The sequence below is a fragment of the Paenibacillus sp. MER TA 81-3 genome (assembly GCF_023713585.1).
GTDB lineage: Bacteria > Bacillota > Bacilli > Paenibacillales > Paenibacillaceae > Paenibacillus_B > Paenibacillus_B profundus.
On record NZ_JAMAWB010000004.1, the window covers coordinates 318,725 to 339,813 of the forward strand.

Consider the following 21,089-nt stretch of genomic DNA (forward strand, 5'->3'; position numbering starts at 1 on the left):
CAAAGGGGTGGGGTTGTGCAATTGGATATTTCCAGAATTCCCTTCAGCCGGTTTGGTTCTTATTTCGCAGTGTCCATCGAGAGGGACACGAATCGATTGATTCTAAGAGACTTGCATGGGGGAGACGAAGCGCCGAGCAGCATCTTTGTGCTGGAGCTTATGAAGGACAGCCAGGCCGCTGCCTATGATCTCGACGTGACGGAGACGAGGCTGCGCATCATTCATCGGCACAATCAAGCGGAGTATGCCGAGCTGTGCATCAGCGATGAAGACATCATTCATTGCCGGCTCGTTGGGGTGTCTCTGAAGCTGACGGCCGTGAAAACGCGCTATGATAGCCTCATGCCCTATGGAGCGAAGCAATGGGAATATCATCTGTATTCGAAGGAAATCAAGCTGATGTTCACCTTGCTCCAGGGGAATGCCTGCATCCAAGCTCCATGGAAGGTGGTCGGCAATGACGCCATCGAGCTTATCATGAATCCAGACGATGATAAGGATGAGGGGTGCGTCTTCGTCATTGAAAGCTATAAAACGGTATGGCGGAAGAAGGAGTATGAGAATTACGCACAGGCGCGCGAACGGGTGGAGCGCCATTATGAGCAGTGGCTGCGGCAGATGCCGGCGGTTCCAGAGCGATATGAGCCTTCCCGCAGGCTGGCGGCCTATATCACTTGGTCGTGTGTCGTTCACCCTGAGGGACAGCTTAAGGACTACGCGATGTACATGTCGAAAAACTGGATGTTCAACATTTGGAGCTGGGACAACTGCTTCAATGCGATGATGCTGAGCGATCATGACCCGCAGCTTGCCTTGGCTCAACTCGACATCTTCATGGCGCATCAGGATGAGAGCGGCATATATGCCGATTTCATCAACGACAAGTTCCTGTCCTTCAATTGCTGCAAGCCGCCTATTCATGCATGGGCCTTCGCGCGCATGAGACAGCGGAATGCATGGTTCAATGAGCGGGAGATCGTGGCCCGCGTGTATGACAGCTTGGCGAGGGCGACGAACTATTGGCTCGACCATCGCCGTTCAGCGGCTTCCCGGCTGCCGGTCTACAACCATGGGAATGATTCGGGCTGGGATAACGCCTCCATTTTTCATGAGGGCATCCCGGTGGAAGCGCCCGATCTGGCGGCGCATTTGATTCGCCAGTTGGATATTTTGAGCGGCATGGCTGCCGAATTGGAGCGGGAGGATGAAGCCAAGGCATGGACGGACAAGGCAGATGAACTGTACGGATTGCTGATGGAGCGATTATATCGGGACGGCCGCTTCGTGGCGAGATATGCGCCTGAGGACCGGATTATTGCGCATCAAGACAGCTTGATTCTATATATGCCGCTCATAATCGGGTACCGGCTGCCTAGTGAAGTGACCGCAGCGCTCGTGAACGGCTTGGCCGAGAGATTCGAAGCGCGATATGGCTTATGTACGGAAAGCTATCACAGTCCCTTGTACCGGGAAAATGGCTATTGGCTGGGCCCGATCTGGGCGCCTGTCACCTACTTATTCATTGATGCCTTGCGGCATAATGGATATAATGAATTTGCATCTCGATTAGCTGACAAATTTATGGATTTGACGCTGGTCGGCGACATGGCGGAGAACTTCGATCCGTTCAGCGGGCAAGGCTTGGTCGATCCGGCCTTTACATGGACATCAAGTGTATTCCTTATGCTGGCCAGAGAGTCCATCCAACCGCCGGAGGAACATCATGAGAAAATATTCAGGTGAAATTGGCCTGCTGCTAGTTGCCATCATCTGGGGAACCGGATTTGTTGCCGGAGCGGTCTCATTGGAATCGTTAACTCCTTATCAAGTGATGGCCATCCGCTTTTTCATTGCCGTAGTGCTGATTTCCGTTTGTTTCAGCAAGTATTTCCGAACTTTGACCAAATCAACGATCGGCGCAGGTATCGTGTTGGGCGTGTTTCTGTATCTTGCCTTTACGCTGCAGACGGTCGGCTTGCAATATACGACACCATCTAAGAACGCCTTCTTGACGGCCATCAACGTCGTGATCGTACCGTTTATCGGTTATTTCTTATATCGGAGAAAGCTGGACAAGTACGGATTAATGGGTGCGGTTCTGGCCGCGATTGGTGTCGGTGTCCTATCCTTGGAATTCAACTTCAGCTTGAATATTGGGGATGGGTTGACGCTGCTTTGCGCCGTTTTCTTTGCGCTTCATATTTTTTTTACATGCGAATTCGTTAAGAAGCATCATCCGATAGAACTTACTATTATCCAAATGATCGTGGCGTTCCTGCTGTCTTTCCTCGTCATCGTGTTCCGGGGGGAGGCGCTTGATATCAATATGAATACGAAGGGGCTGCTGGCAGCATCGTATTTGGGCATTTTCAGCACGACGATTGCTTTCCTCCTGCAGACGATAGCGCAGAAATATACGACCGAAACGAAAGCGGCCATCATTTTGTCGACGGAAGCGTTGTTCGGCACTCTTTTCTCCGTGCTCATCCTGCATGAGATGATGACGCCTCGCATGATCGCCGGCAGCATCTTGATACTTATAGCGATCGTGACGGCAGAAACGAAGCTCAGCTTTTTACAAAACAAATCGGGGCGGCGCATGAATTAGACGCATCACAAAACAATGAATGAGACGGGCCGGGGGTGCAGCAACCTGCGTCCCATCGTCGTTCACGTAAGGAGGATTGCAATGATAACGATCCGTGAATTCCGCCCGCCGGATGTCCAGCAGATGGTGGAGCTGTTCTATGACACCGTTCATACGGTAAATGCGCGCGATTATTCCAAGGCCCAGCTTGAGGCTTGGGCGCCGCGGGCTGAGCAAGAGGCGCGAGCGGGGCAGTGGCTAAGCTCGTTCCGCGATCGATTCGCATACGTTGCCGAATGCGGGGGTGACATCGTCGGGTTCGGGGACATGACTACTGAAGGTTATTTGGATCGGTTGTATGTACATAAAGATTATCAAGGGCAGGGCGTTGCTTCGGCTCTCGTTGCCGCTCTTGAACGGGATGCGGGAAGCGCGGGCATCCGAATGGCGCATACCGATGCAAGCTTGACTGCGAGACCATTCTTCGAGAAGCATGGGTATGCGGTAATTCGTACCCAGAGCGTGGAACGGAAGGGCGTTATGCTCACGAATATAAGGATGGAGAAGGAATTGCAAGGGGATTATGTGCCCGAATGATGAGCGCCTTGAATGCTTTTCATGAATGTATTATTTTACTGAAATTCATGATATAAATCGGTTAGTGCATAAGCGTTGTTTCCATTAAAAATGGTAATATGCAGGTGGTTGATTACATGCAAGCAAAGGAAGGTGAGTTTGTGAGTGCCGTTGCTGCGAAGACTGCAACACTCGGGGAACTGGAACTAATTAAATAATCCATCTGAATACAATCTTATATATGGTGTAACTATGCTGATGGACTTATATCTCATGAAGCGGAATTATTGTTCGGCCAAACTATTGCTGAAATATGAAGCTGAAATGGAGATATCCCTTCAAAATAATTGTACAACTCCGGATAAACGCTCAAAGCTAGCACTTTTCTATAAATTAAAAGGAGACTTGTTGTTGGACGAATACATAGAAGAGGCTTTTGATTGCTACATGAAAAGTGCGTTGGAGTATGTGAGGATCTCCCTTCATGGCAAAGCTTTTGAGATGTTATATTTGATGACTAATGCAATGGATGGAAGTCCTCATTTCAATCAAAAAGCGATTCGTAAATTAAGTACTGCGTTCAATTTTTTAAGTCAATAATTCAAAGAAAAGGACTGGTTGACAATGAAGAATTGGTTGTCAGGGACACCGGTTTATATTGTCGCAACACTCTTCTCAATAGGTGTAGTTGTACTCTTAGGCGGTGGAGCCCCTTGGATAATAGATACTTAAGCATAACGAAGGTCCAAAAGATTGATTCTGTACTCCAATCTTTGAGTGCAAAATAAATTGAGGGAAGGGTTGGTTGGCGTGAAAAAACTGTTGTCAAAATTACCGATTCTTTTCCTTGCCGCTTTAACTGCCCCATGGATAGTTACAGATATTGCTACTTACACAGCTCCGTGGATTTTACCAAAATGATAGTAGTATGAGCAGCATATTGTTGAGATACAAGGACGCCTTTTTGGGCGTCCTTTATTGTATATATGATGAATGAATAGTTGCATAAAAAAACATAAAAAGGGTATTTTTTCCCAACGACATCTATAATCAAGTCAAAGATACAGTTTATGGATGAGGCGAACCCCATCATACACTGTCATTAATTACGAAAGGGTGTCCCGGCAATTGAGCCTTTTTACTTTTGTTACGAAAAACGTGGCGACTTGCTTGATAAAATAGAAAGTGTCCGTCAGCAATTGATACAAGTGGTGGCTGAGAAGAAAAGTTTTACAGATGTTGAGATTGTCAGGCTAAGTCAGCAGTTGGATGTGTATCTTTTGGAATTTCACAAACGAAGAAAACAAAATGATGGAGAGTGAAGAGTTAATTTAAGTACTAAATTTATAATAAACGAAGGGCTACGATTGTTAGTATGATCGCAAAGTATAGGTGGCGGGTAGTTAACAATGCATGTTTACTGGTCGACGAGTTTTAGAAGTTCCTCTTTATTATAATTATCATATCTGATACGCCACTGATCATTTATTTTCTCCAGATCCATTGTTCCTTCTAATTTGATTTTGCTCTTACTATTTTTCACGTCAGTAAGGACCAGATTCATGCTGTATGTTAATTCAATTTCTACGTCATTTTTACTTTTATCATTTACTTTAAATTCAATTTTTTCTGGATTGATATTAACCTGTTTTGTTTTTGCAACATTTATTGACAAGGCTATTGTCCGATTAGCGCTCTCCGTTTCCAAAAAATTTTCCTTTAGAAATGGTGTTAATTTCTCCTTGATTTTTTCAATACTTGGAAGATTGTTATGGTCATGAACTTCAAATTGAATCTTTTTGTATTCGCTTGCTGTCTTAATCGCATCATCAAAAGTATTTCCGCAAGCACTCAGTAAAACATTAAAATACAGATGGAAAATAAATAAATTTTTTTCATTAAAATTATAGCTCCCTTCCAATAGATTATGAAATTTAACTTGAACATTTGCGAACATGTTAGTTTCGTATAAAATGGTAGTCACCACAACGAATCATTTTATACGAAACTCAATATGATCTACACCCATTTTTACACAGCAGAACGCGTGCAATTAGTACTTCTCAACTGGTTTGGTTGGTCTACACGAGCAATTACAAAGGAATAATTAGGGCGACACCACTTTAATCCGCTAAATCAAACGAAACGGAAATTACACCTTTCTTTCAATGTCCCTCTGTACCCTCTTTTAAAATTTATCAATCCTGTAACTTTGACACAAAATCGAAAGCGCTCTTAAGAAATATCCTTTCTTCTTCAGTAAAAGGATCGAGTATATTTGGTTGCTCAGATTGATTTGTTGACTCTATTTTTATGTTTTCTATCTTTGATAGCGTTTGTTTGTAGAGAGCTACAAACTTCTTAATGAATGCCTGTGCTTCATTGGAATCAGGACTTACCTTGTTAGTTGCTAGTTGTTTTAAATCCGTAAACAATGAAAAGTATTCCCTGTCGAGAATGACTCGTTCTGCACTTCTAAAATTATAAATTGAATTTTCGATCTGATTATATTCATCAAGGTTTTCTTCTTCCCAAAGGATGGAGTGAAGAATAAAGCAAAAAACTCTTAAATCCACAAATTGTTGGTTGACACCAAGCAACAGTGAAATTCCAAGCATTAATTGTACGAAAAAGATTTCTTTTTTTGTTGGTTTAATCATTTTAGTCACCTTTCTTTATTTATTTCTCAATTATCAGCATAAAAGGTGACGTAGGTAGAGCTTCAAGAATAAGTTTAAAAAAGTGTAAGTAACTTCGAAAGAATGTTAATTCCAACTGTTTCTTCTGCAACACCCAATTGCGGCGGTAGTTATATGTTAGAACTCGTTAGACGATATTCCAACCACATTAAAAATGCTGTATTTGCAACAGGGGATGTATTGTTAATGTATTGTTTACCTGTACGTCAGAGAGAACAAGGAATAAGGCACCGGAATTCGTCCCGGTGCCTTGAATGCGTTCTCTATTTAATCGCGATATAAATATCGACCTGCGCGTCCTCGGGATTTACGCTCCGCTCATCATAGCGCTCGAAGTCGCCGGTAAATGTGCGCTCCATGCCGGAGGTTGCGGACCATTTCCAGATGGCCTGCCACGCTTCGGTGACGACCTTGACGAACGGGCCGCGCTCTGTGGTGAACACGGCGTACTTAGCCGCGGGTACGACTGCGGCAGCCATGCCTTCTGGAACGGAATCAAGCGAGCTTGCGCTAGAACCGATGAGAATCGAGTATTCGCCCACGGCGCCGTTCTCATAATCGTGATAGCAGCCATAGATGACGCCCGGTTCAGCCGGATTCGGAATCTTCGCTTGCACCTGATCCTGCCAGAATTGCCCCCATAGCTGCGGTATAACCCCTTCCGGCGTGAATTCCCGCGCATTCGTCGTGCGCGCGGAAACGCCGATAAGCATCAGTTCCTCCCGCTCCACAATCGCTACTGGCTGCAAGGACGGCGTGTCATTGCCGTGTTGGGCGGCCCAGCGCTTCAGATTGGGCAAGTATCCCTGCAGCATCGTGCGGGCAGCTTGCTCTTCCATGCCGTTCTCCACGACGAATGGCACGCAGAGGTCGATCATTTCATCCAGTGTCATGTCCGGCTGCGTGAACGCGCCATTCTGGTAGCAGTGAATGCAATAATCTTTTACTTTATTGCTATCCTTGTCCGTTCCGAGCTGCTCCTCGGTCTGCAGCGGCATTCCACAGCTTTGGCATTCGCGTTGCAATTGTTGTTGAGTCATTGGTATCACTCCTGTTTCGTTTTGTCTTCAGTATACAAGAGCGAACTTGACAACCTTCTGTCAGGTTTAAAATAAATAAACAGAACAGCTTCTTAATATTTGGTTGCGATATTGGAGGCGATGCTGCGAATCTTGCTGCGAATATGCTCCGGCTCGATAACCTCCACGCCTTCGCCGAAGCTGAGAATGAAGCCATACAGCCAGTTATCCTCTGGAAAGGGAACGGATACGACAAATTTGCCTTCCTCGTCTTCCTGGAGTTCTTCGATGCCGAACCATTCTTCGGCCAGATGCTTGACGTGCGGTTCAAAGCGCAGCACGATTCGGACCGTCTGATGCGGCGCATTCCAGTCCCGTTCCCATGGAAGCTGATTGATCGGTATATCCTGCCGCTCGAATTGCCGCGCTTCCGTCACCATGTCCTTGATGCGGAACAGCTTGAAAAATCGAAACTGCTCCCGCAGCGTACAGTAGCCGTACAAGTACCATCGCTGCCGCTTCAATACCAGTGTGTACGGTTCGACAGAGCGTGTCGTCACTTTGCCTTCCGCGCTGCAATAGGTGAAGGTTACCGGTTGCTGTTGCTCGATGGCTTGCTTTAGCTTCACCAGCTTCTCCTCAATCCGGCTATGATTGCCCCACGGCGAAAAATCAACCATGAACTGCTTCGTCTTAATGTTGAATTGCTCCGAATCGGCAGGCGGGACAATGCTGCTTATCTTCTCCAGCAGCATGTCGTTCTCCTGACTGCGGTAGGAGGAGGAGATGCTATGCAGCGCTGTGACGATAGCGGCGAGCTCGTCGTTCGTCAGCAGATTGCGATCGAGCCGGTAGCCTTCCGCCAGCCTGATGCCGCCATTCGCCCCTTGAAAGGTGACAATCGGAATGCCAGCCTGATTGATGGCCTCAATATCGCGGTAAATGGTGCGTACCGACACTTCGAACATGTCAGCGAGCTCCTTGGCCTGCACCATTTTCCGGTTAATGAGCAGAATGACGATGGACAACAAGCGATCTATTTTCATTTCTTATCATCTCCGGTTTCCCTCAGAATGTTAACTTTTGATTAGGCTATCATACGAAGTTTTTGCAATGGAATAATCTATAAGAAACGATCACATTCCCAGCAATAAGGATACGCTGCCAAGCACTTCTCTCCATTCTCCCTCTCGTTCAGAAGAGGCCTCCCTTTGCAGGGTGAGTTAACTTTGCTTTAGTGTATGTACATGCCCCTTAGTAATATTGCTTCTCTGACGATGCAGCAACAACACCGTAGAACACACCGCCTAGCGTCTGAGACATGCGGGAATCGTTGTTGCTGACCGAAGGGGAGATTGAGCGGAAACGCCGAACGGAGAGAGTATCGCCTCTTACTAAGTTATGTTATACCAAAGGATACGAGCGAGGCCAATATATTTTTCTTCCTATCAAGTGCGATAATTTATGATGGTTTCGACGCTTATAGGTATAGAGGAGGGAGGCGCATGCTTCTTTCGATTCATTTACGAAACATGATGTAGATATTATTGAATAATATATCCTTTAAAATATAATTAAAAGGGGGCATAATTCACCGCTTTGTTAAGACCACAAGAAAGTTGTGCGCAGAAGGGAGGTTTTTTATTTCACTATATATGTAAACGCTTTACTTTGATCAAATGAAGGAGTGAAATCGTGAATGAAGATGTGGAAACAAGGTTTAAGCTTGATGATAGCTGCATTTCTGATGACATCGGTCTTATCTCCAACTGCTTTTGCCGATTACTTTCCTAAATATGATGGAAAATCAATCCAGTCACAGTAGAAGCGGTATTTTCGAGTTCGGAGCCGAGCGTCATCGAGATTACGCCAGAGGGAACATTGAAAGCGCTTATGGCTGGTAAAGCCGTTATTCGGGCTGCAGTTGGAAATATCGAAGCGGAATCCAACGTTGTCGAAGTGTCGCCCTGGCGATTCAACCAACTGAAAGGAGCGGATTCCATCATCGAAATGGATCTGGGGTTAAAGAATCCGGTCATTCGCGATCCTTTACAGGGAGGGAAGCAATACGTAGTTAAGGATGGAAGTAACATCAAAGTGGCTCATAAGTACAACGAGCGTTATGATATGTGGTTCGTATTCGACCATTTTGGGGCGAATAAGCTGCACAGCTTTTATGAATGGCGGTTAAGCCCGAACGAGGGCAAGGAGGTCAGTCCGGATTTGAAGCGGGCGTCGAGCGTGCTGCAAGGGGAAGGCTCGGATTGGATTGGGCCCTATATTGTGAAAGCAAATGAGTCCGGCAACGCGAACGGGCAAGATTTTACAGGGGGAAATCACAACTACGATGGGGGAATACATAGTTCCCCGACAGCGAGAACGGTTCAATACAAAGTGTGGGCTGACGGAGTGGAAGTCAAAGACGGTCAAGTGATTCCGAACAGCAAGGTGACGATTCAAGTCGTTAACTATATTCAAGGATACAATACGAAGCAACAGGACGGCGGCGGTCGTGAAATATTGAAAGAAACGGTCACCTACGACATTGCAGGCGGTCAAGTTCACGTAAATAACGAAATCGAAGCCTTGGAAGACGTCACCTTTTTCAAATATTACGGGCTGCAGTCGGTCAATGGCGCTTGGAATGACGAGATATGTTATTATGCCGGGGATAAGCTTGCAGCCCGCAGTTCAGCCGCAGGCTATAGTGATTCCGGAACGAAAGCGGAGCATCCGGAAGTTGATAAATATGTGCTTCGCTCCAGCAAGCAGGAAGCGGGACAGCATCATTTGCTCGTCTGGCTCGATCGCGATTATGGTCTGGGTAAATTACAGTATCTTGCGGATGAGCGCCCGGTTGTCTTTACTCAAGATTATGGCAAAACTTACTTTTTGCAGATTGTGGATACTGCGCCGGAACTGAGGAAGGGCGAAACTTTTTGTTGGCGCGGTGGTTATCATTTCTTCTCTGCACCATCTAATGCAAAAACGATAACGTTGAAAAGTTACTTCGAAAACGGTTATCTTATTCCCGTTAGCAATGCTTCATACGAGTGGGACATTGTTGGCGATGCGATTGAAATGATCAGCCAGTCAACGGGCAAGCTCAAACCTTCGAGAAAACCGTTCAAGTCGGCAAGGGTGGCGAGAATCCAAATCCAAACCCAGATCCAGCGGAGAGCGCAATGGTTATAACGAGACTGATTCCTTGAATGGAGTTGGCCAGAAACGTTGATTGTTTCTGGCCTTTTTCAAGCTTATCTGATTAAGAGCGCAGGGTGTCAATAGCCGGCAAGGTGAAGGAAGCTAGGTTCGGCGGCAATTGATCTAACGGGAACCACTTTACTTCCTGGAGCGCTCCGCCTTCCTCCATATTGCGGGCTTCGCCCGTGACGACTCTAGTCTCGTAGATGACGGATATCCAATGATCTTCCCGCCCCGCGTCTATCGTTTCTGCTGTACAGAGCAGCCGCTGCACCTGCACTTGAAGCCCCACTTCCTCCATGACTTCACGGACGACGGTATCCTCCAGTGTCTCGTACAAGTCGACCTTGCCCCCGGGAATGCTCCATGTATTCTTCTCTGGATGACGGGCCCGCAGGACGAGCAATATTTCGTTCGAATCATTAATGATGACGGCACCCACGCCGACTCTAGGTTGAGAATTCAACATTATCTATCTCCTATCTATTCAATCTTCCAACACGATGTCGTATTCCATCTGCTTCGCGGTCGCGCGGGCAATGTCCACCCCAAGCAGCCGCCGCACGACGTGAAAGGCCATATGGATGCCTGCCGAGATGCCGCCCGAGGTGACGATGCTTCCCGTGTCGACATATTTGCCGCCGCGCACTACCTTCACGGCCGGATATTCATTCTGCAGCCGCTCATAGCTGGCCCAATGCGTCGTCGCTTGCTTCCCGTCCAGCAGGCCGGCCTGCGCCAGCAGCAGAGCCCCTGTGCAGACCGAGGTCATAAGCTCGACCGACTCCATGCGGTCCTTAATCCAGCGAATCATCGCCTCGTTATGCACCTCGCGCACACGCGCTCCAAGTCCGCCTGGAACTACGACAATATCGAAATGCGGAGCATTCTGAAAGCTATAATCCGGCACGACTTTCAAGCCATTTCGCGCATGGATCATGCCGCCCGTTTCCGATATCGTCATGACCTTGAACGGAGATCCTCCTTCTGCGGCATTCGCATGCTCCTGCGGATAGGATGTTACTGAAAACACTTCAAATGGTCCTGCAAAATCAAGCACTTCCACATCTTCAAACAGAACGATTCCTACTGTCCGTTGGCGATTCATCACATACCATCTCCTTCATTAGTACATTATAATTCATTTTGAAAGAAGGTGGACAGGATTAAGGGAGGCGCTTTTCATTTTGCAACAGCTGGAGTAAGATAGTCGTAACGCGAACGCGGAACACCGTTCCGATACGGATGAATGGATAGGGAACAGAAGGAGGAGCAATGCTTCAGAAATTCGGATTCTCACAGTACGAGAGCAAAGTATATGAGACGTTGGTTGCGAGTGAAGACCCGATGGATGCCTCGACCGTGGTGAAGCACTCGGGCGTGCCGAAGGCGAAGATATATGAAGTTTTGTCGCGGTTGAGTGATAAAGGCTTGGTATCAGACTCCATTTCCGACAAGAAAAAAACGTACCTGGCGCTGCCGCTGCAGGTCGTAATCGATAAGCTGTCCAAGGAATTCGAAAATAGCATCGAGCAATTGAAGCAGCTGAACAAACGTAAAATTTATGCCGATAACCAAGTGTGGAGCTTGAAGTCGGACACCTCCATCGAGGCGTACTGCAAGCATTTGATCGAAGAGGCAGCGCACTCCATTATCGTCTCGATGTGGAATGATGAGTTCAAGGAATGCGTTCCGCTGCTGGAACGGAAGGAGCGGAAGGGCGTCCGCGTCGAGGCGTTTGTGACGGGAACGGACGTGCCGCAGGCAAAGGTATCGAAGCTGCATACACTCGCCCCGACGGAGGAACACCAGACGCTGGAGCGATTCATGCTCGTCGTGGCCGATTCGGAACAGCTCATGTTCGCGGGGATGGAGAACGGGTACTGGCAGGCGATGCGGACGGGAGCGCAACCGTTCGTTAAGTTTTTCATCGAATTTTTCTATCATGATGTCGCCTTGGCAAAAATATCGCAAAAATATTATGCGGAGCTGATGCAGGACGAGGAAATGAAATCATTGCTCATGCAGCTGCGCTATTGAATCCAGAACACTCTCGCACAGACCGAACCGTGCGAGAGTTTTTTGCGTGTTGAGTTGGTTGATGGTATTGGGATAAATGGGGGCATTCGGGCTGCGATGTTCTATAAATTGGCCTATTTGCCCACTCTCCCAATCTCTCAGAAGCGGCGCAGCGGCGGGAAATCTGGGCATGAGCGCACTTAATCTGAGCATGAACGCACTTTATGTGATGTTCTGCCTGTTCAGGTATCGATAACATTATATGAGAGAAAGTGCAGGACAAATATGGATGCTCTTCATGGGCGAAAATGTAGGCCAAGAGTGTAGAAGCGCGTTTTATCCTTGATGTATCCTCCTTTGTCACATTAGATGAAATATATCAGTACGCCTTAAACAAAGTGCAACGAGGTTCAAGAGTTCAACTTGCTTCGATATGGATATCAAGTGGCAAATGAAGAACAGTTTCGCATTGAAAATCAAGTCGTGTACGATGCTACAGATTAAGCGAGGATATCGATCATCCGGTACGTTGCAGGGAATCGCGGAGTTATATTATTTTTTTTCTGATGAAGGGGGATAGTGGAGCAAAGAGCAGGACGAAGACATACTCTTGAAGCGCAAAAAGCCCAAAAATAGATGCGTCACATAACAAAACCCGAGGCAGCTGCCCCGGGTTTCCTCATTTATTCTGTCATTGCGGAGTGTGCGGCAGGAGCAGCAGACTTGACGAGAGCAGGGCGGGTAAGGGAATACACCGTGCTGCCAAGCGCCAATAGCACAAAGATGCAGCCTACCCACGCATTATGCGCTACAGAGCTCTGTTCAATGACGATGCCGCCGACGATTGAGCCGCTGGCAATGCCCAAATGCAGTACCGCCGTATTCAAGCTAAGCTGAATATCAGACGTCTCGGGTGCGGTCTGCATAAGGTAGCTCTGCTGCGCCGGAGACAGTGCCCAACTGAGCGCACTCCAGAGCATGACCGCCGCCATAAAGACATAGAACGATACTTGCGCGGCCAAAGGCAGGATGAACATCGCCACGGCGAAGCACGATACGATCAGCAGCATCGATCGGCTCGTGCCCCATTTGTCCGCAAACAATCCTCCAAGCCCTCCTCCAGAGACGGCAGCTAGACCGAACAGGAAGTAGACGAGGCTTGTTGCCCCCGGACTCAGCTGAAAGGTCGTCTGCAAATACGGGGTGAAATAAGCATACAGCGTTAAATGTCCCGTTAGCATCAAGTATGATATGAGATGTCCGCTCACGAGCTTAGCGTTCTTCAACGAGGACAATTGCTTGCGAAGCGATGTTACCGCGGATGGCGGCACATTCGACAAGAAGGCATAAATTCCGCCCATGGCCATCACCGTAAGCAGCGCCACGAAGAGAAACGGCGCTCTCCATCCAAACGCATTGCCAAGCACCATGCCAATCGGCACGCCCAAGACGAGCGATCCGCTAATGCCCATATAGATGACGCCGATGGCCCGCCCTTTGTATTCAGGTTGAACGAGCTTCGATGCAATCGTGATGGACAAGACGATAAGCAATGAGCCGCTTGATGCGGACAATGCTCGTGCCGCCAGCAAGGTCACATAGTTCGAGCTGAAGGCGACGATAAGATTGGAAATAAGAAACACGAACAAAAAGACCAGATACAGCTTCTTGCGTTCAAATCGCGCTGTTGCGTTCATCAGAATCGGTGCAGACACGGCGAAGGCGATCGAGAAGATCGTAATCAACTGTCCTGCCGCACTGACGGAAATGTGCAGATCAGAAGCAATCTGATCAAGAATTCCGCCGATAATCAATTCCACGGTGCCAACAACAAAGGCCGCCAGCGCTAAAATATATACACGAAAATCCAAGGGGAACAATCCTTCCTTTAAGTTAAAGAGTTACTACTATTATAGTAACCATTAGGCGGGAGCGCAACAAAAAAATGCAATTTTGGGCGTTTGCGAGGGGAGGAGTCCGGCGCTGTCAATGATTTATTGCGCTTGTAGGAAATCAAACATAATCCAACGGATTGATGCAGGATCACTCAGAAACGCAATATTTGGTGTGGCCGGGTGTCGGGTATCCGAGCATGTTGAAGTGAAGCTTAAATACGGGGGGACATTGGCGATGGCCGCAGCAGATGCATTCAGTGGTAAATTTAATGTCCGTATCCCTAAAGCGCTACATTGTCAACTTTCAGAAAAGGCAGAACGTGAAAGGCGTGTCGCTTTATCAATATAACTGAATCGCTGCTTATTCAGTGGCTTTTTATTTTGTAGAGAATGGTGAGATAATCGGTAGTTTCGGACTGTATATATCCATACAAGTAAGTCTGGAACTCTTTGATTGGAGGTAATAACGCAAGGGAAAACACTCTCATGAAAATAGATAAAAAATATACGACATCAAACTGGTGAAAAATTGATAATACATACAATATTCGACTTTTTTATATTCACCTTGTGAGTAGGACTAATTTCTCATTTTAAGAGAAAATATACACAAAATAAATATATTATTCCTGGGTAGAATTAGGAGGGTGAAAGATGAAGAATAAAGCGAGTTTTTTGCTAGTGCATGCCTTTGTTGCATTGTTTTGGTGTTTTCGGGGTCTACTCCTTTTGCTCAAGCCTCAAACGATGATTATGGTTTGAAGATTATTTATGAAAACGGAGAAAAGGTTCTGATTGATGAAAAAGATAATGTAAAATACTATGAAGCATTTAAGGCTGATGGCACCCCCGTTCCTTTGGAAAAATATATGGAAAGTCTGAAAAAAGGTCGTATTTTAGCCGCTCAGATTTCCTCAAAAAGTAATCTTTACAAAAACACCGACGCTGAAGAACTTGTCAATCCACTAAATGTTGTTGACATGTCATATTACTCTGAAAAACAAAAATGGTCTGAATTAATGACTCCTCGTAAAGCTAGTGCGGATCTAAACTGCACTGGATCAGCACTACCTTGTCCAATTTCTAAGGGGGAAACTATCACATCAACTGAAAATTGGGGCGCGGGATTAACAGCAGGAGATAAATCTTATATTAAGGCAAATGCTAGTTTTCAATGGTCAACATCTTCGGCTTCTAATCTAACTTATACTCTTTATGTAAAAATCGGAAGAACAGGATATTTAACTTTTGCTCCTAGGTACAATTTTACTAAAGGAAATATTACTTATATGGGGTGTTACCCTGTGACTGGATGTCAGACTATGGGCACTAAGACAGATGTATGGGGAGCTTCTCCTGCAAAAGTGGCCGGCGATCATGCTGATGGAGAGTTTGCAATAGCATATGTAAACTAATTTGATAATATAGGATTGAGTAATTGCTCAATCCTATATTTCAATGAGGAGGTATCTAAGTTGCCATTGATTTTTATTATATTTGGTATCTTACTTATGGCTTTAAGTGGTTTAGAGAAAATTATCATCTATTTGAACTTCGCTGATCAAGCTGGAAGCAAAATGGATACTTTATTTATTCTTGTTCCAGGCTATATTTGGTCAATCACTAATTACACATTTATAGGTGGTTCTTTATTGATATGTATTGGTGTAATTGCGGCTATATATAGAAAAATTGAGAATAAAAAAGAAAATAAGCTCCATTAATTACGATAAGTTAAATATTTCAGGACTTGTATTAGAATTGCCTAGTAAACGAAATATAAGAGGTTAACACCAATGCTAGACTTTACCTTGGACACGGAGAACCGACAGTGTAACAATAAAAAGCATTAATAATCGAGGTGTCCAACATGATGAAAAAGTACGACAGAGAATTCAAACTACAAACCGTTCACAGTAGCTGGCAAAGAGTGGCTTCGCGGATATCAAGCACTACCTTTCGTTCCGGACAGAGCACGGTGAAGTTGGCTATGGAATTTGTTGATGTGAGTCAGTTCCCGTATTTGGCTACCAGAACGTGATAGAGCTAAAGCCCGATGGGGCCGTGATTTCTGAGAAAGCGTAATTGGGAAGGTGAAGCCTTTAAACTCAACGACAAAGTAGCGACACTGGAGAAGATAGGTCGGCATTTGATATGTTCCCGGATAAGGTGCAGCACAGCGGTGACGTCAACGTTTAGCACGGATGAGTTGAGGAAGCTGATAGACAATGGATAATGCAAAAACGTTACGCCCGTAAAGAACTCGCCAATCGCGAGTTCTTTTATTTTTATCCATGGTTCCCGACTTCTATCGCCGCAATCGAGAGCACCTAGTGGAACTCTGTGACGAGACGTGTGGTCGCTTTACGAGTCTCACGATGATATCCTGCTCTCAGCCATCAAACACGTCATGGTAAGTACAGAACAGCTTCCGTGTTCGCGAATGGGTATTCGGGGAAAATCAGAAGGAGAAGCTCATGAAGGGTAACATCTCCCTGATTAAGCAGCAAGGCAATGGTGCGGTTATTCGGCAGCTCAACTTTATATCTAACTACTACTTTTTTCTGAGATAACTACTTCAACATATTGGATACACTGCACTTGAGAATGTGATGCTTCGAGGTAGAATGAAGCTGCTGGAACCGGGCATAGTCATCGATATAGAGCAGCACGACGACGTAATCCATATAATCAAAGCGCTACGCTTTGCACATTTCTCCCGCTCGCCACGACTGAATATGAAACGATGGAAGAATTGGAAGCTTCGAATTGTAGGACTGTGCCAAGAGATGTGCAACTAAGTGGATGAGCATATTAGTTATTAGAACAATGGACTGTCAGACAAGATTATGGCCTATGTCGCCGATCATTATCTGGACAGCTCTATTTCGCTTGAGATCATTGCCAACCACTTGCTATTGTCTCCATCCGATGTCACCCGCGTATTCAAAGAGTGAACCGGTCAATTACTCATGTGTTACGTCGACATGAAGCGGATGGAGAAAGTGAAGGAGATGCTGACAAGGAAGGACGTACCATTGAAGGACATCATGAGCGTGGTCGGCTACAATGTTACGATTAACGTATACGCGAGTTCAAAAAATCGGAAGGGTTAACTCCAATCTAGTACCAAAACTCTTTCTGATATATATATATGGTACATAAGTGACTAGTCGCCGAGTAATCACTTTTATATATTCGGGGATCCATCTGAGGGAGTCAGTCTAAATAACTAGATTTGAACCAGAATATAAAAGTCCCTAAATACGAATAAACCTAATAATACCTTATATATTTACTATAAATAAGTTTCTTTTTTGTTTTGTTAATTGACAAAAGTTGATATCTTGCCGAAGTTATTGTATATCTGGTATATAACTTGTTTATATCTAATGAAATTATTTTTTAGACTCGCATTTAAAGACAATTTAATCTCCTTGTCTTAATCATTTCCCTTCTTCTAACATGAAATTAAGAACGGTGCATCACCACTAAAGCAGAAGGAAGGGAAATGGGATGAGAACGATTGAAGAGTTGGAAGCGAAATTAGCGGAGCCGTCAGATGCATTGGTTCAGGATATGGCCAATATCGAAGGGGATATTATGCTGCTGGGCGTCGGGGGCAAAATGGGGCCGAGTCTGGCGCGCTTGGCGATGAATGCGATTCAGAAAGCCGGAGCCAACAAGCAAGTGTACGGCGCATCGAGATTCTCTTCTGCAAGTCTGAAGGATGAATTGGAGCGCGACGGCGTGAAAACGATTGCAGCCGACCTGCTCAATCCGAATGACCTAGAGCAGCTGCCGGATGTGAAGAACGTCATCTACATGGCGGGCAACAAGTTCGGGACGAAAGGCAACGAAGGGTTTACGTGGGCGATGAACACCTATTTGCCGGGACAGGTGGCGCAGAAGTTCCGCAATTCCCGCATCGTTGTGTTCTCGACGGGGAACGTATATCCGTTAACTCCGGTGCTCCAGGGCGGCGCCAGCGAGCTGTCGGATACGGGACCTGTCGGGGAGTACGCGCAATCCTGCTTGGGTCGGGAGCGGGTATTCGAGTATTACTCGAAGGAGTATTCCATTCCAATGAGTATTTATCGTCTGAACTATGCTATTGATATGCGCTATGGCGTTCTGCTTGAGATTGCGAAGTCGGTGCAGGAGCACCGCCCGATTGATATCAGCATGGGGCATGCGAACTGCATTTGGCAGGGGGATGCCAATGAGATTGCCATTCGCTCGCTGCTGGCATGCAGCACGCCCCCGAACATTATTAACGTGACCGGACCGGAGACGATTTCGTTGCGCTGGGTGGCAGAGCAATTCGGAATACGGTTCGGGCAGCCGCCGCTCATCGAAGGCGAGGAAGCGGATACGGCGCTGCTCAACAACGCGGCGAAGTCGTTCCAGCTGTTCGGATACCCGCGCGTGTCGTTGATGCAAATGATCGACTGGATTGCCGAGTGGCTGCAGCAGGGCGGAGAAGTATGGAACAAGCCGACTCACTTCCAAGAAAGAAAGGGGAATTACTAGCATGACTGCTTATCTACCGTTATCAGCCGCGAAACGGCGGGCGCTGCATGAAGGAGTCGTCATTCCGGCTCATCCGCTGGCGCTCACGGCGGAACGCGAGCTTGATGAGACGAGACAGCGGGCGCTCACCCGGTATTACATGGCGGCGGGCTCCGGAGGGATTGCGGTCGGCGTCCATTCGACCCAATTCGAAATTCGCGATGTCGGTCTGTATGAGCCGGTGCTGCAGATGGCAGCGGAGGAAGTGGAGCGGGCTACTCTCGAACGTCCGTTTCTTAAGATAGCGGGGATATGCGGAACTACAGAACAAGCGACCGCGGAAGCGCGTGTGGCTGTATCCCTCGGCTATGATATCGGCTTAGTGAGTATGGGCGGATTAAAGGGTTGGTCAGAAACCGAGCATTTGGAACGGATCAAGGCGATTGCGGACATCATTCCTGTATTTGGGTTTTATTTGCAGCCTTCTGTCGGCGGGCGGGTGTTCAGTTATGCTTTCTGGCGGGAATTCGCAGATATCCCCGGTGTAGTTGCTATTAAAATGGCGCCGTTCAACCGTTATCAGACGATCGACGTCGTGCGCGCGGTATGTCATTCGCAGCGCAAGAACGAGATTGCGCTGTATACCGGCAATGACGACAATATTGTCAATGACTTGCTGACCGTGTACCGGTTTATGGTCGACGGCAAACCGGTCGAGAAACGGATCGTCGGCGGGATGCTTGGTCATTGGGCTGTATGGACGAAGCGGGCGGTCGAATTGCTGGAGCGCGTGAAGCAGGCGCGCGATAGCGAACAGATTTCCGCCGAGTGGCTTACGCTGAACGGGCAGGTGACCGACTCTAACGCAGCATTGTTCGACACGGCGAATGGATTCAAAGGCTGTATTGCTGGTATCCATGAAGTGTTGTACAGACAAGGCCTATTAGGCGGAATATGGTGTCTGAATGAGGAAGAAGGGTTGTCGCCGGGGCAGGCGGAAGAATTGGACCGCATTTATCGTGACTATCCTCATTTGACGGATGACGAGTTTGTTAGCAGGCATGTATCGACTTGGCTGAAGCCATAAGCCATAGCTGCTGTTTTGAACGATTTATTTCCGGGAGGGGGCATTCGAGGTGAAAACGGCACAGAGAACACTGGATAAAGGCATTCCGATTGGCTTAATCGGTTCAGAAGCTGTCATTCCAATTATGCAGACAGCGGTGAAGCGCTTTCCGTCATTTGTTCCGGTAATCGCAACGTACAGCAATGAGGCGGAAGTGCCCAAGCTGGTGGAACAATGTCTGAACCGGGTGGAAGTGATTTTGTTTTCCGGTCCTCTCCCTTTTAAAATAGCGATAGAAGAACAGCGCTTTGCAATTCCGGTGCACTTCGTCCCGCTTACCAGAGGCGGGCTGTACCGGGCCTTTTATCATATTAATAAGCAATTCGGCTTAACGTCGCTTTCCGTCGATTCTGTCACAGAGAAAGATATGGCGAAAACCAAGGTAGAGCTGAACGAGCAGCCAGTCGAGGTGATGTATTTTGAGGAAGCAATCGGAACGGAGCTAGAGGGCGTTATTGCATTTCATCGCTACCACTACAACCAGGGATTGGCTGCAGCGGCCTTGACTGGGATTCACGGGGTTGCCGAAGCGCTTACGGAGGCGGGCATCCCCAATCACTTGATTGCACCGACCGAGCAAGACGTCGTGGTTGCATTGGAGCGAGCGCTGCTATCGACCGAAACGCGCCGAAGCAAAGAAGCGCAAATTGTTGTCGGCATGATTCATCTTGACGGTTTTGCGCGGCTGGTGGAGAGCAAAATGCTGGATCATGAGGTGCAGCGCTTGAAGCTGGACATTCATCGCACGCTGCTTGGTTATGTCGAATCATTGGAAGGGTATTTAACTCCGTTTAGCGGTGATGAGTATTTGTTCGTGACGACACGGGGGATTTTTGAACAGCAGACGGGTGGGTACAAGACGCTTCCGCTTGCAAAAGAATTGGAGCAGCAATTCGGCTTGACGTTGAGTGTCGGCATCGGGTTCGGCAAGACGGCGAATGAAGCAGGCATCCATGCTCGTATGGCGCTTCGCCATGCGAAGGACGCCGGCGGCAATATTGGGTTCATCATTCGTGAGGATCGAAGTGTCATCGGACCGTTGGAGATGACGCAGCCCCATGAGGTCGATTTATCGCTAATCGATGCGGACATTCTCGCAGAAGCGACGGCGGCGGGCTGCACGACAGTGTATTTGAGCCGTCTCGTGGCGCATATTACCCGGAGCGGGCAGATCGACTTCTATGCGCAGGAGCTTGCTGACACGTTGAGTGTGACGGTGCGAAGCGCGCATCGCTTCTTGTTGGCTTGGTCTGATGCAGGGCTGGTGGACGTCGTCGGTGACACGAAAGGCAGGTATAAAGGCCGCCCGCGGCAAATTTACCGGATGTCATTTCTGAGCCGTCTCGTTCGTTGAGGCAGCGTTGACTTTTCCTATATATGTCGATATCATTATTATGTAAACTAGATATATACTAGATTAGAGCGGAGTAGTTATGGGTGAAGGGGATTATA

Annotated in this window: 20 protein-coding genes; 13 read left to right on the forward strand and 7 right to left on the reverse strand. The window is 47.2% G+C overall.

Annotated elements, in window-relative coordinates; translation table 11 throughout:
• The first annotated feature begins 15 nt into the window (after positions 1-15).
• The 5 genes from M3650_RS07605 (at position 16) to M3650_RS07625 (ending at position 4,485) form a co-directional block, all read left to right on the forward strand.
• Positions 16-1,743, forward strand: a complete 1,728-nt coding sequence (locus M3650_RS07605; RefSeq protein WP_251573602.1) for an amylo-alpha-1,6-glucosidase — start codon at positions 16-18, stop codon at positions 1,741-1,743.
• The gene (locus M3650_RS07610) at positions 1,724-2,608 is read left to right on the forward strand and encodes a DMT family transporter (RefSeq protein ID WP_251573603.1); all 885 of its coding nucleotides are present in this window, start codon (positions 1,724-1,726) and stop codon (positions 2,606-2,608) included. The genes M3650_RS07605 and M3650_RS07610 overlap by 20 nt, the downstream gene beginning before the upstream one ends.
• An 81-nt stretch (positions 2,609-2,689) precedes the next feature.
• Positions 2,690-3,184: a GNAT family N-acetyltransferase gene (locus tag M3650_RS07615; RefSeq protein WP_251573604.1), complete on the forward strand. Its 495-nt coding sequence runs from the start codon at positions 2,690-2,692 to the stop codon at positions 3,182-3,184.
• Between the two features lie 282 nt (positions 3,185-3,466).
• Complete coding sequence (locus tag M3650_RS07620; RefSeq protein WP_251573605.1) at positions 3,467-3,763, forward strand: hypothetical protein; 297 nt, start codon at positions 3,467-3,469, stop codon at positions 3,761-3,763.
• Between the two features lie 566 nt (positions 3,764-4,329).
• Positions 4,330-4,485, forward strand: coding sequence for an aspartyl-phosphate phosphatase Spo0E family protein (locus M3650_RS07625; protein ID WP_285848349.1), 156 nt, complete (start codon positions 4,330-4,332; stop codon positions 4,483-4,485).
• Between the two features lie 95 nt (positions 4,486-4,580).
• Here M3650_RS07625 and M3650_RS07630 read toward each other — a convergent pair whose 3' ends face one another.
• The 4 genes from M3650_RS07630 to M3650_RS07645 all read right to left on the reverse strand — a co-directional run bounded on the left by M3650_RS07630 (position 4,581) and on the right by M3650_RS07645 (position 7,927).
• Positions 4,581-5,120, reverse strand: a complete 540-nt coding sequence (locus M3650_RS07630) for a hypothetical protein (RefSeq protein ID WP_251573606.1) — start codon at positions 5,118-5,120, stop codon at positions 4,581-4,583.
• 241 nt (positions 5,121-5,361) lie between these two features.
• The gene (locus tag M3650_RS07635; RefSeq protein ID WP_251573607.1) at positions 5,362-5,823 is read right to left on the reverse strand and encodes a hypothetical protein; all 462 of its coding nucleotides are present in this window, start codon (positions 5,821-5,823) and stop codon (positions 5,362-5,364) included.
• A gap of 302 nt (positions 5,824-6,125) precedes the next feature.
• On the reverse strand, positions 6,126-6,902 hold the full coding sequence (locus tag M3650_RS07640; protein ID WP_251573608.1) for an effector binding domain-containing protein: 777 nt from the start codon (positions 6,900-6,902) through the stop codon (positions 6,126-6,128).
• Positions 6,903-6,994: 92 nt separating this feature from the next.
• Complete coding sequence (locus M3650_RS07645; protein WP_251573609.1) at positions 6,995-7,927, reverse strand: helix-turn-helix transcriptional regulator; 933 nt, start codon at positions 7,925-7,927, stop codon at positions 6,995-6,997.
• An 847-nt stretch (positions 7,928-8,774) separates the two neighbouring features.
• Between M3650_RS07645 and M3650_RS07650 the strand changes: the two genes are divergently transcribed.
• Positions 8,775-10,076, forward strand: a complete 1,302-nt coding sequence (locus tag M3650_RS07650; protein ID WP_251573610.1) for a hypothetical protein — start codon at positions 8,775-8,777, stop codon at positions 10,074-10,076.
• Between the two features lie 70 nt (positions 10,077-10,146).
• Here the strand turns inward: M3650_RS07650 and M3650_RS07655 are convergent, their stop codons facing one another.
• Both M3650_RS07655 and M3650_RS07660 read right to left on the reverse strand, forming a co-directional pair.
• Complete coding sequence (locus tag M3650_RS07655; protein ID WP_251573611.1) at positions 10,147-10,554, reverse strand: NUDIX domain-containing protein; 408 nt, start codon at positions 10,552-10,554, stop codon at positions 10,147-10,149.
• A gap of 18 nt (positions 10,555-10,572) precedes the next feature.
• The gene (locus tag M3650_RS07660; protein ID WP_251573612.1) at positions 10,573-11,193 is read right to left on the reverse strand and encodes a DJ-1/PfpI family protein; all 621 of its coding nucleotides are present in this window, start codon (positions 11,191-11,193) and stop codon (positions 10,573-10,575) included.
• 167 nt (positions 11,194-11,360) lie between these two features.
• On the opposite strand from M3650_RS07660, the gene M3650_RS07665 reads away from it, so the two are divergent.
• Positions 11,361-12,125: a TrmB family transcriptional regulator gene (locus M3650_RS07665; protein ID WP_251573613.1), complete on the forward strand. Its 765-nt coding sequence runs from the start codon at positions 11,361-11,363 to the stop codon at positions 12,123-12,125.
• Between the two features lie 662 nt (positions 12,126-12,787).
• Here the strand turns inward: M3650_RS07665 and M3650_RS07670 are convergent.
• Complete coding sequence (locus M3650_RS07670) at positions 12,788-13,975, reverse strand: MFS transporter (RefSeq protein ID WP_251573614.1); 1,188 nt, start codon at positions 13,973-13,975, stop codon at positions 12,788-12,790.
• A gap of 259 nt (positions 13,976-14,234) precedes the next feature.
• Here M3650_RS07670 and M3650_RS07675 point away from each other — a divergent pair, with 259 nt between their 5' ends.
• The 6 genes from M3650_RS07675 (at position 14,235) to M3650_RS07700 (ending at position 20,991) form a co-directional block, all read left to right on the forward strand.
• Positions 14,235-14,348 carry a toxin-antitoxin system HicB family antitoxin gene (locus M3650_RS07675; protein ID WP_157259431.1) on the forward strand — a complete coding sequence of 38 codons (114 nt, stop codon included), beginning with the start codon at positions 14,235-14,237 and terminating at the stop codon, positions 14,346-14,348.
• A 409-nt stretch (positions 14,349-14,757) separates the two neighbouring features.
• Positions 14,758-15,414 carry a DUF6060 domain-containing protein gene (locus M3650_RS07680; protein ID WP_251573615.1) on the forward strand — a complete coding sequence of 219 codons (657 nt, stop codon included), beginning with the start codon at positions 14,758-14,760 and terminating at the stop codon, positions 15,412-15,414.
• 60 nt (positions 15,415-15,474) lie between these two features.
• The gene (locus M3650_RS07685; RefSeq protein WP_019419626.1) at positions 15,475-15,723 is read left to right on the forward strand and encodes a hypothetical protein; all 249 of its coding nucleotides are present in this window, start codon (positions 15,475-15,477) and stop codon (positions 15,721-15,723) included.
• 1,792 nt (positions 15,724-17,515) lie between these two features.
• Positions 17,516-18,532, forward strand: a complete 1,017-nt coding sequence (locus M3650_RS07690) for an NAD-dependent epimerase/dehydratase family protein (protein ID WP_251573616.1) — start codon at positions 17,516-17,518, stop codon at positions 18,530-18,532.
• A gap of 1 nt (position 18,533) precedes the next feature.
• A complete protein-coding gene (locus M3650_RS07695; protein ID WP_251573617.1) occupies positions 18,534-19,598 on the forward strand; it encodes a dihydrodipicolinate synthase family protein in 1,065 nt (354 codons plus the stop codon).
• Positions 19,599-19,647: 49 nt separating this feature from the next.
• A complete protein-coding gene (locus tag M3650_RS07700) occupies positions 19,648-20,991 on the forward strand; it encodes a GGDEF domain-containing protein (protein WP_251573618.1) in 1,344 nt (447 codons plus the stop codon).
• The last annotated feature ends 98 nt before the right edge of the window (positions 20,992-21,089 follow it).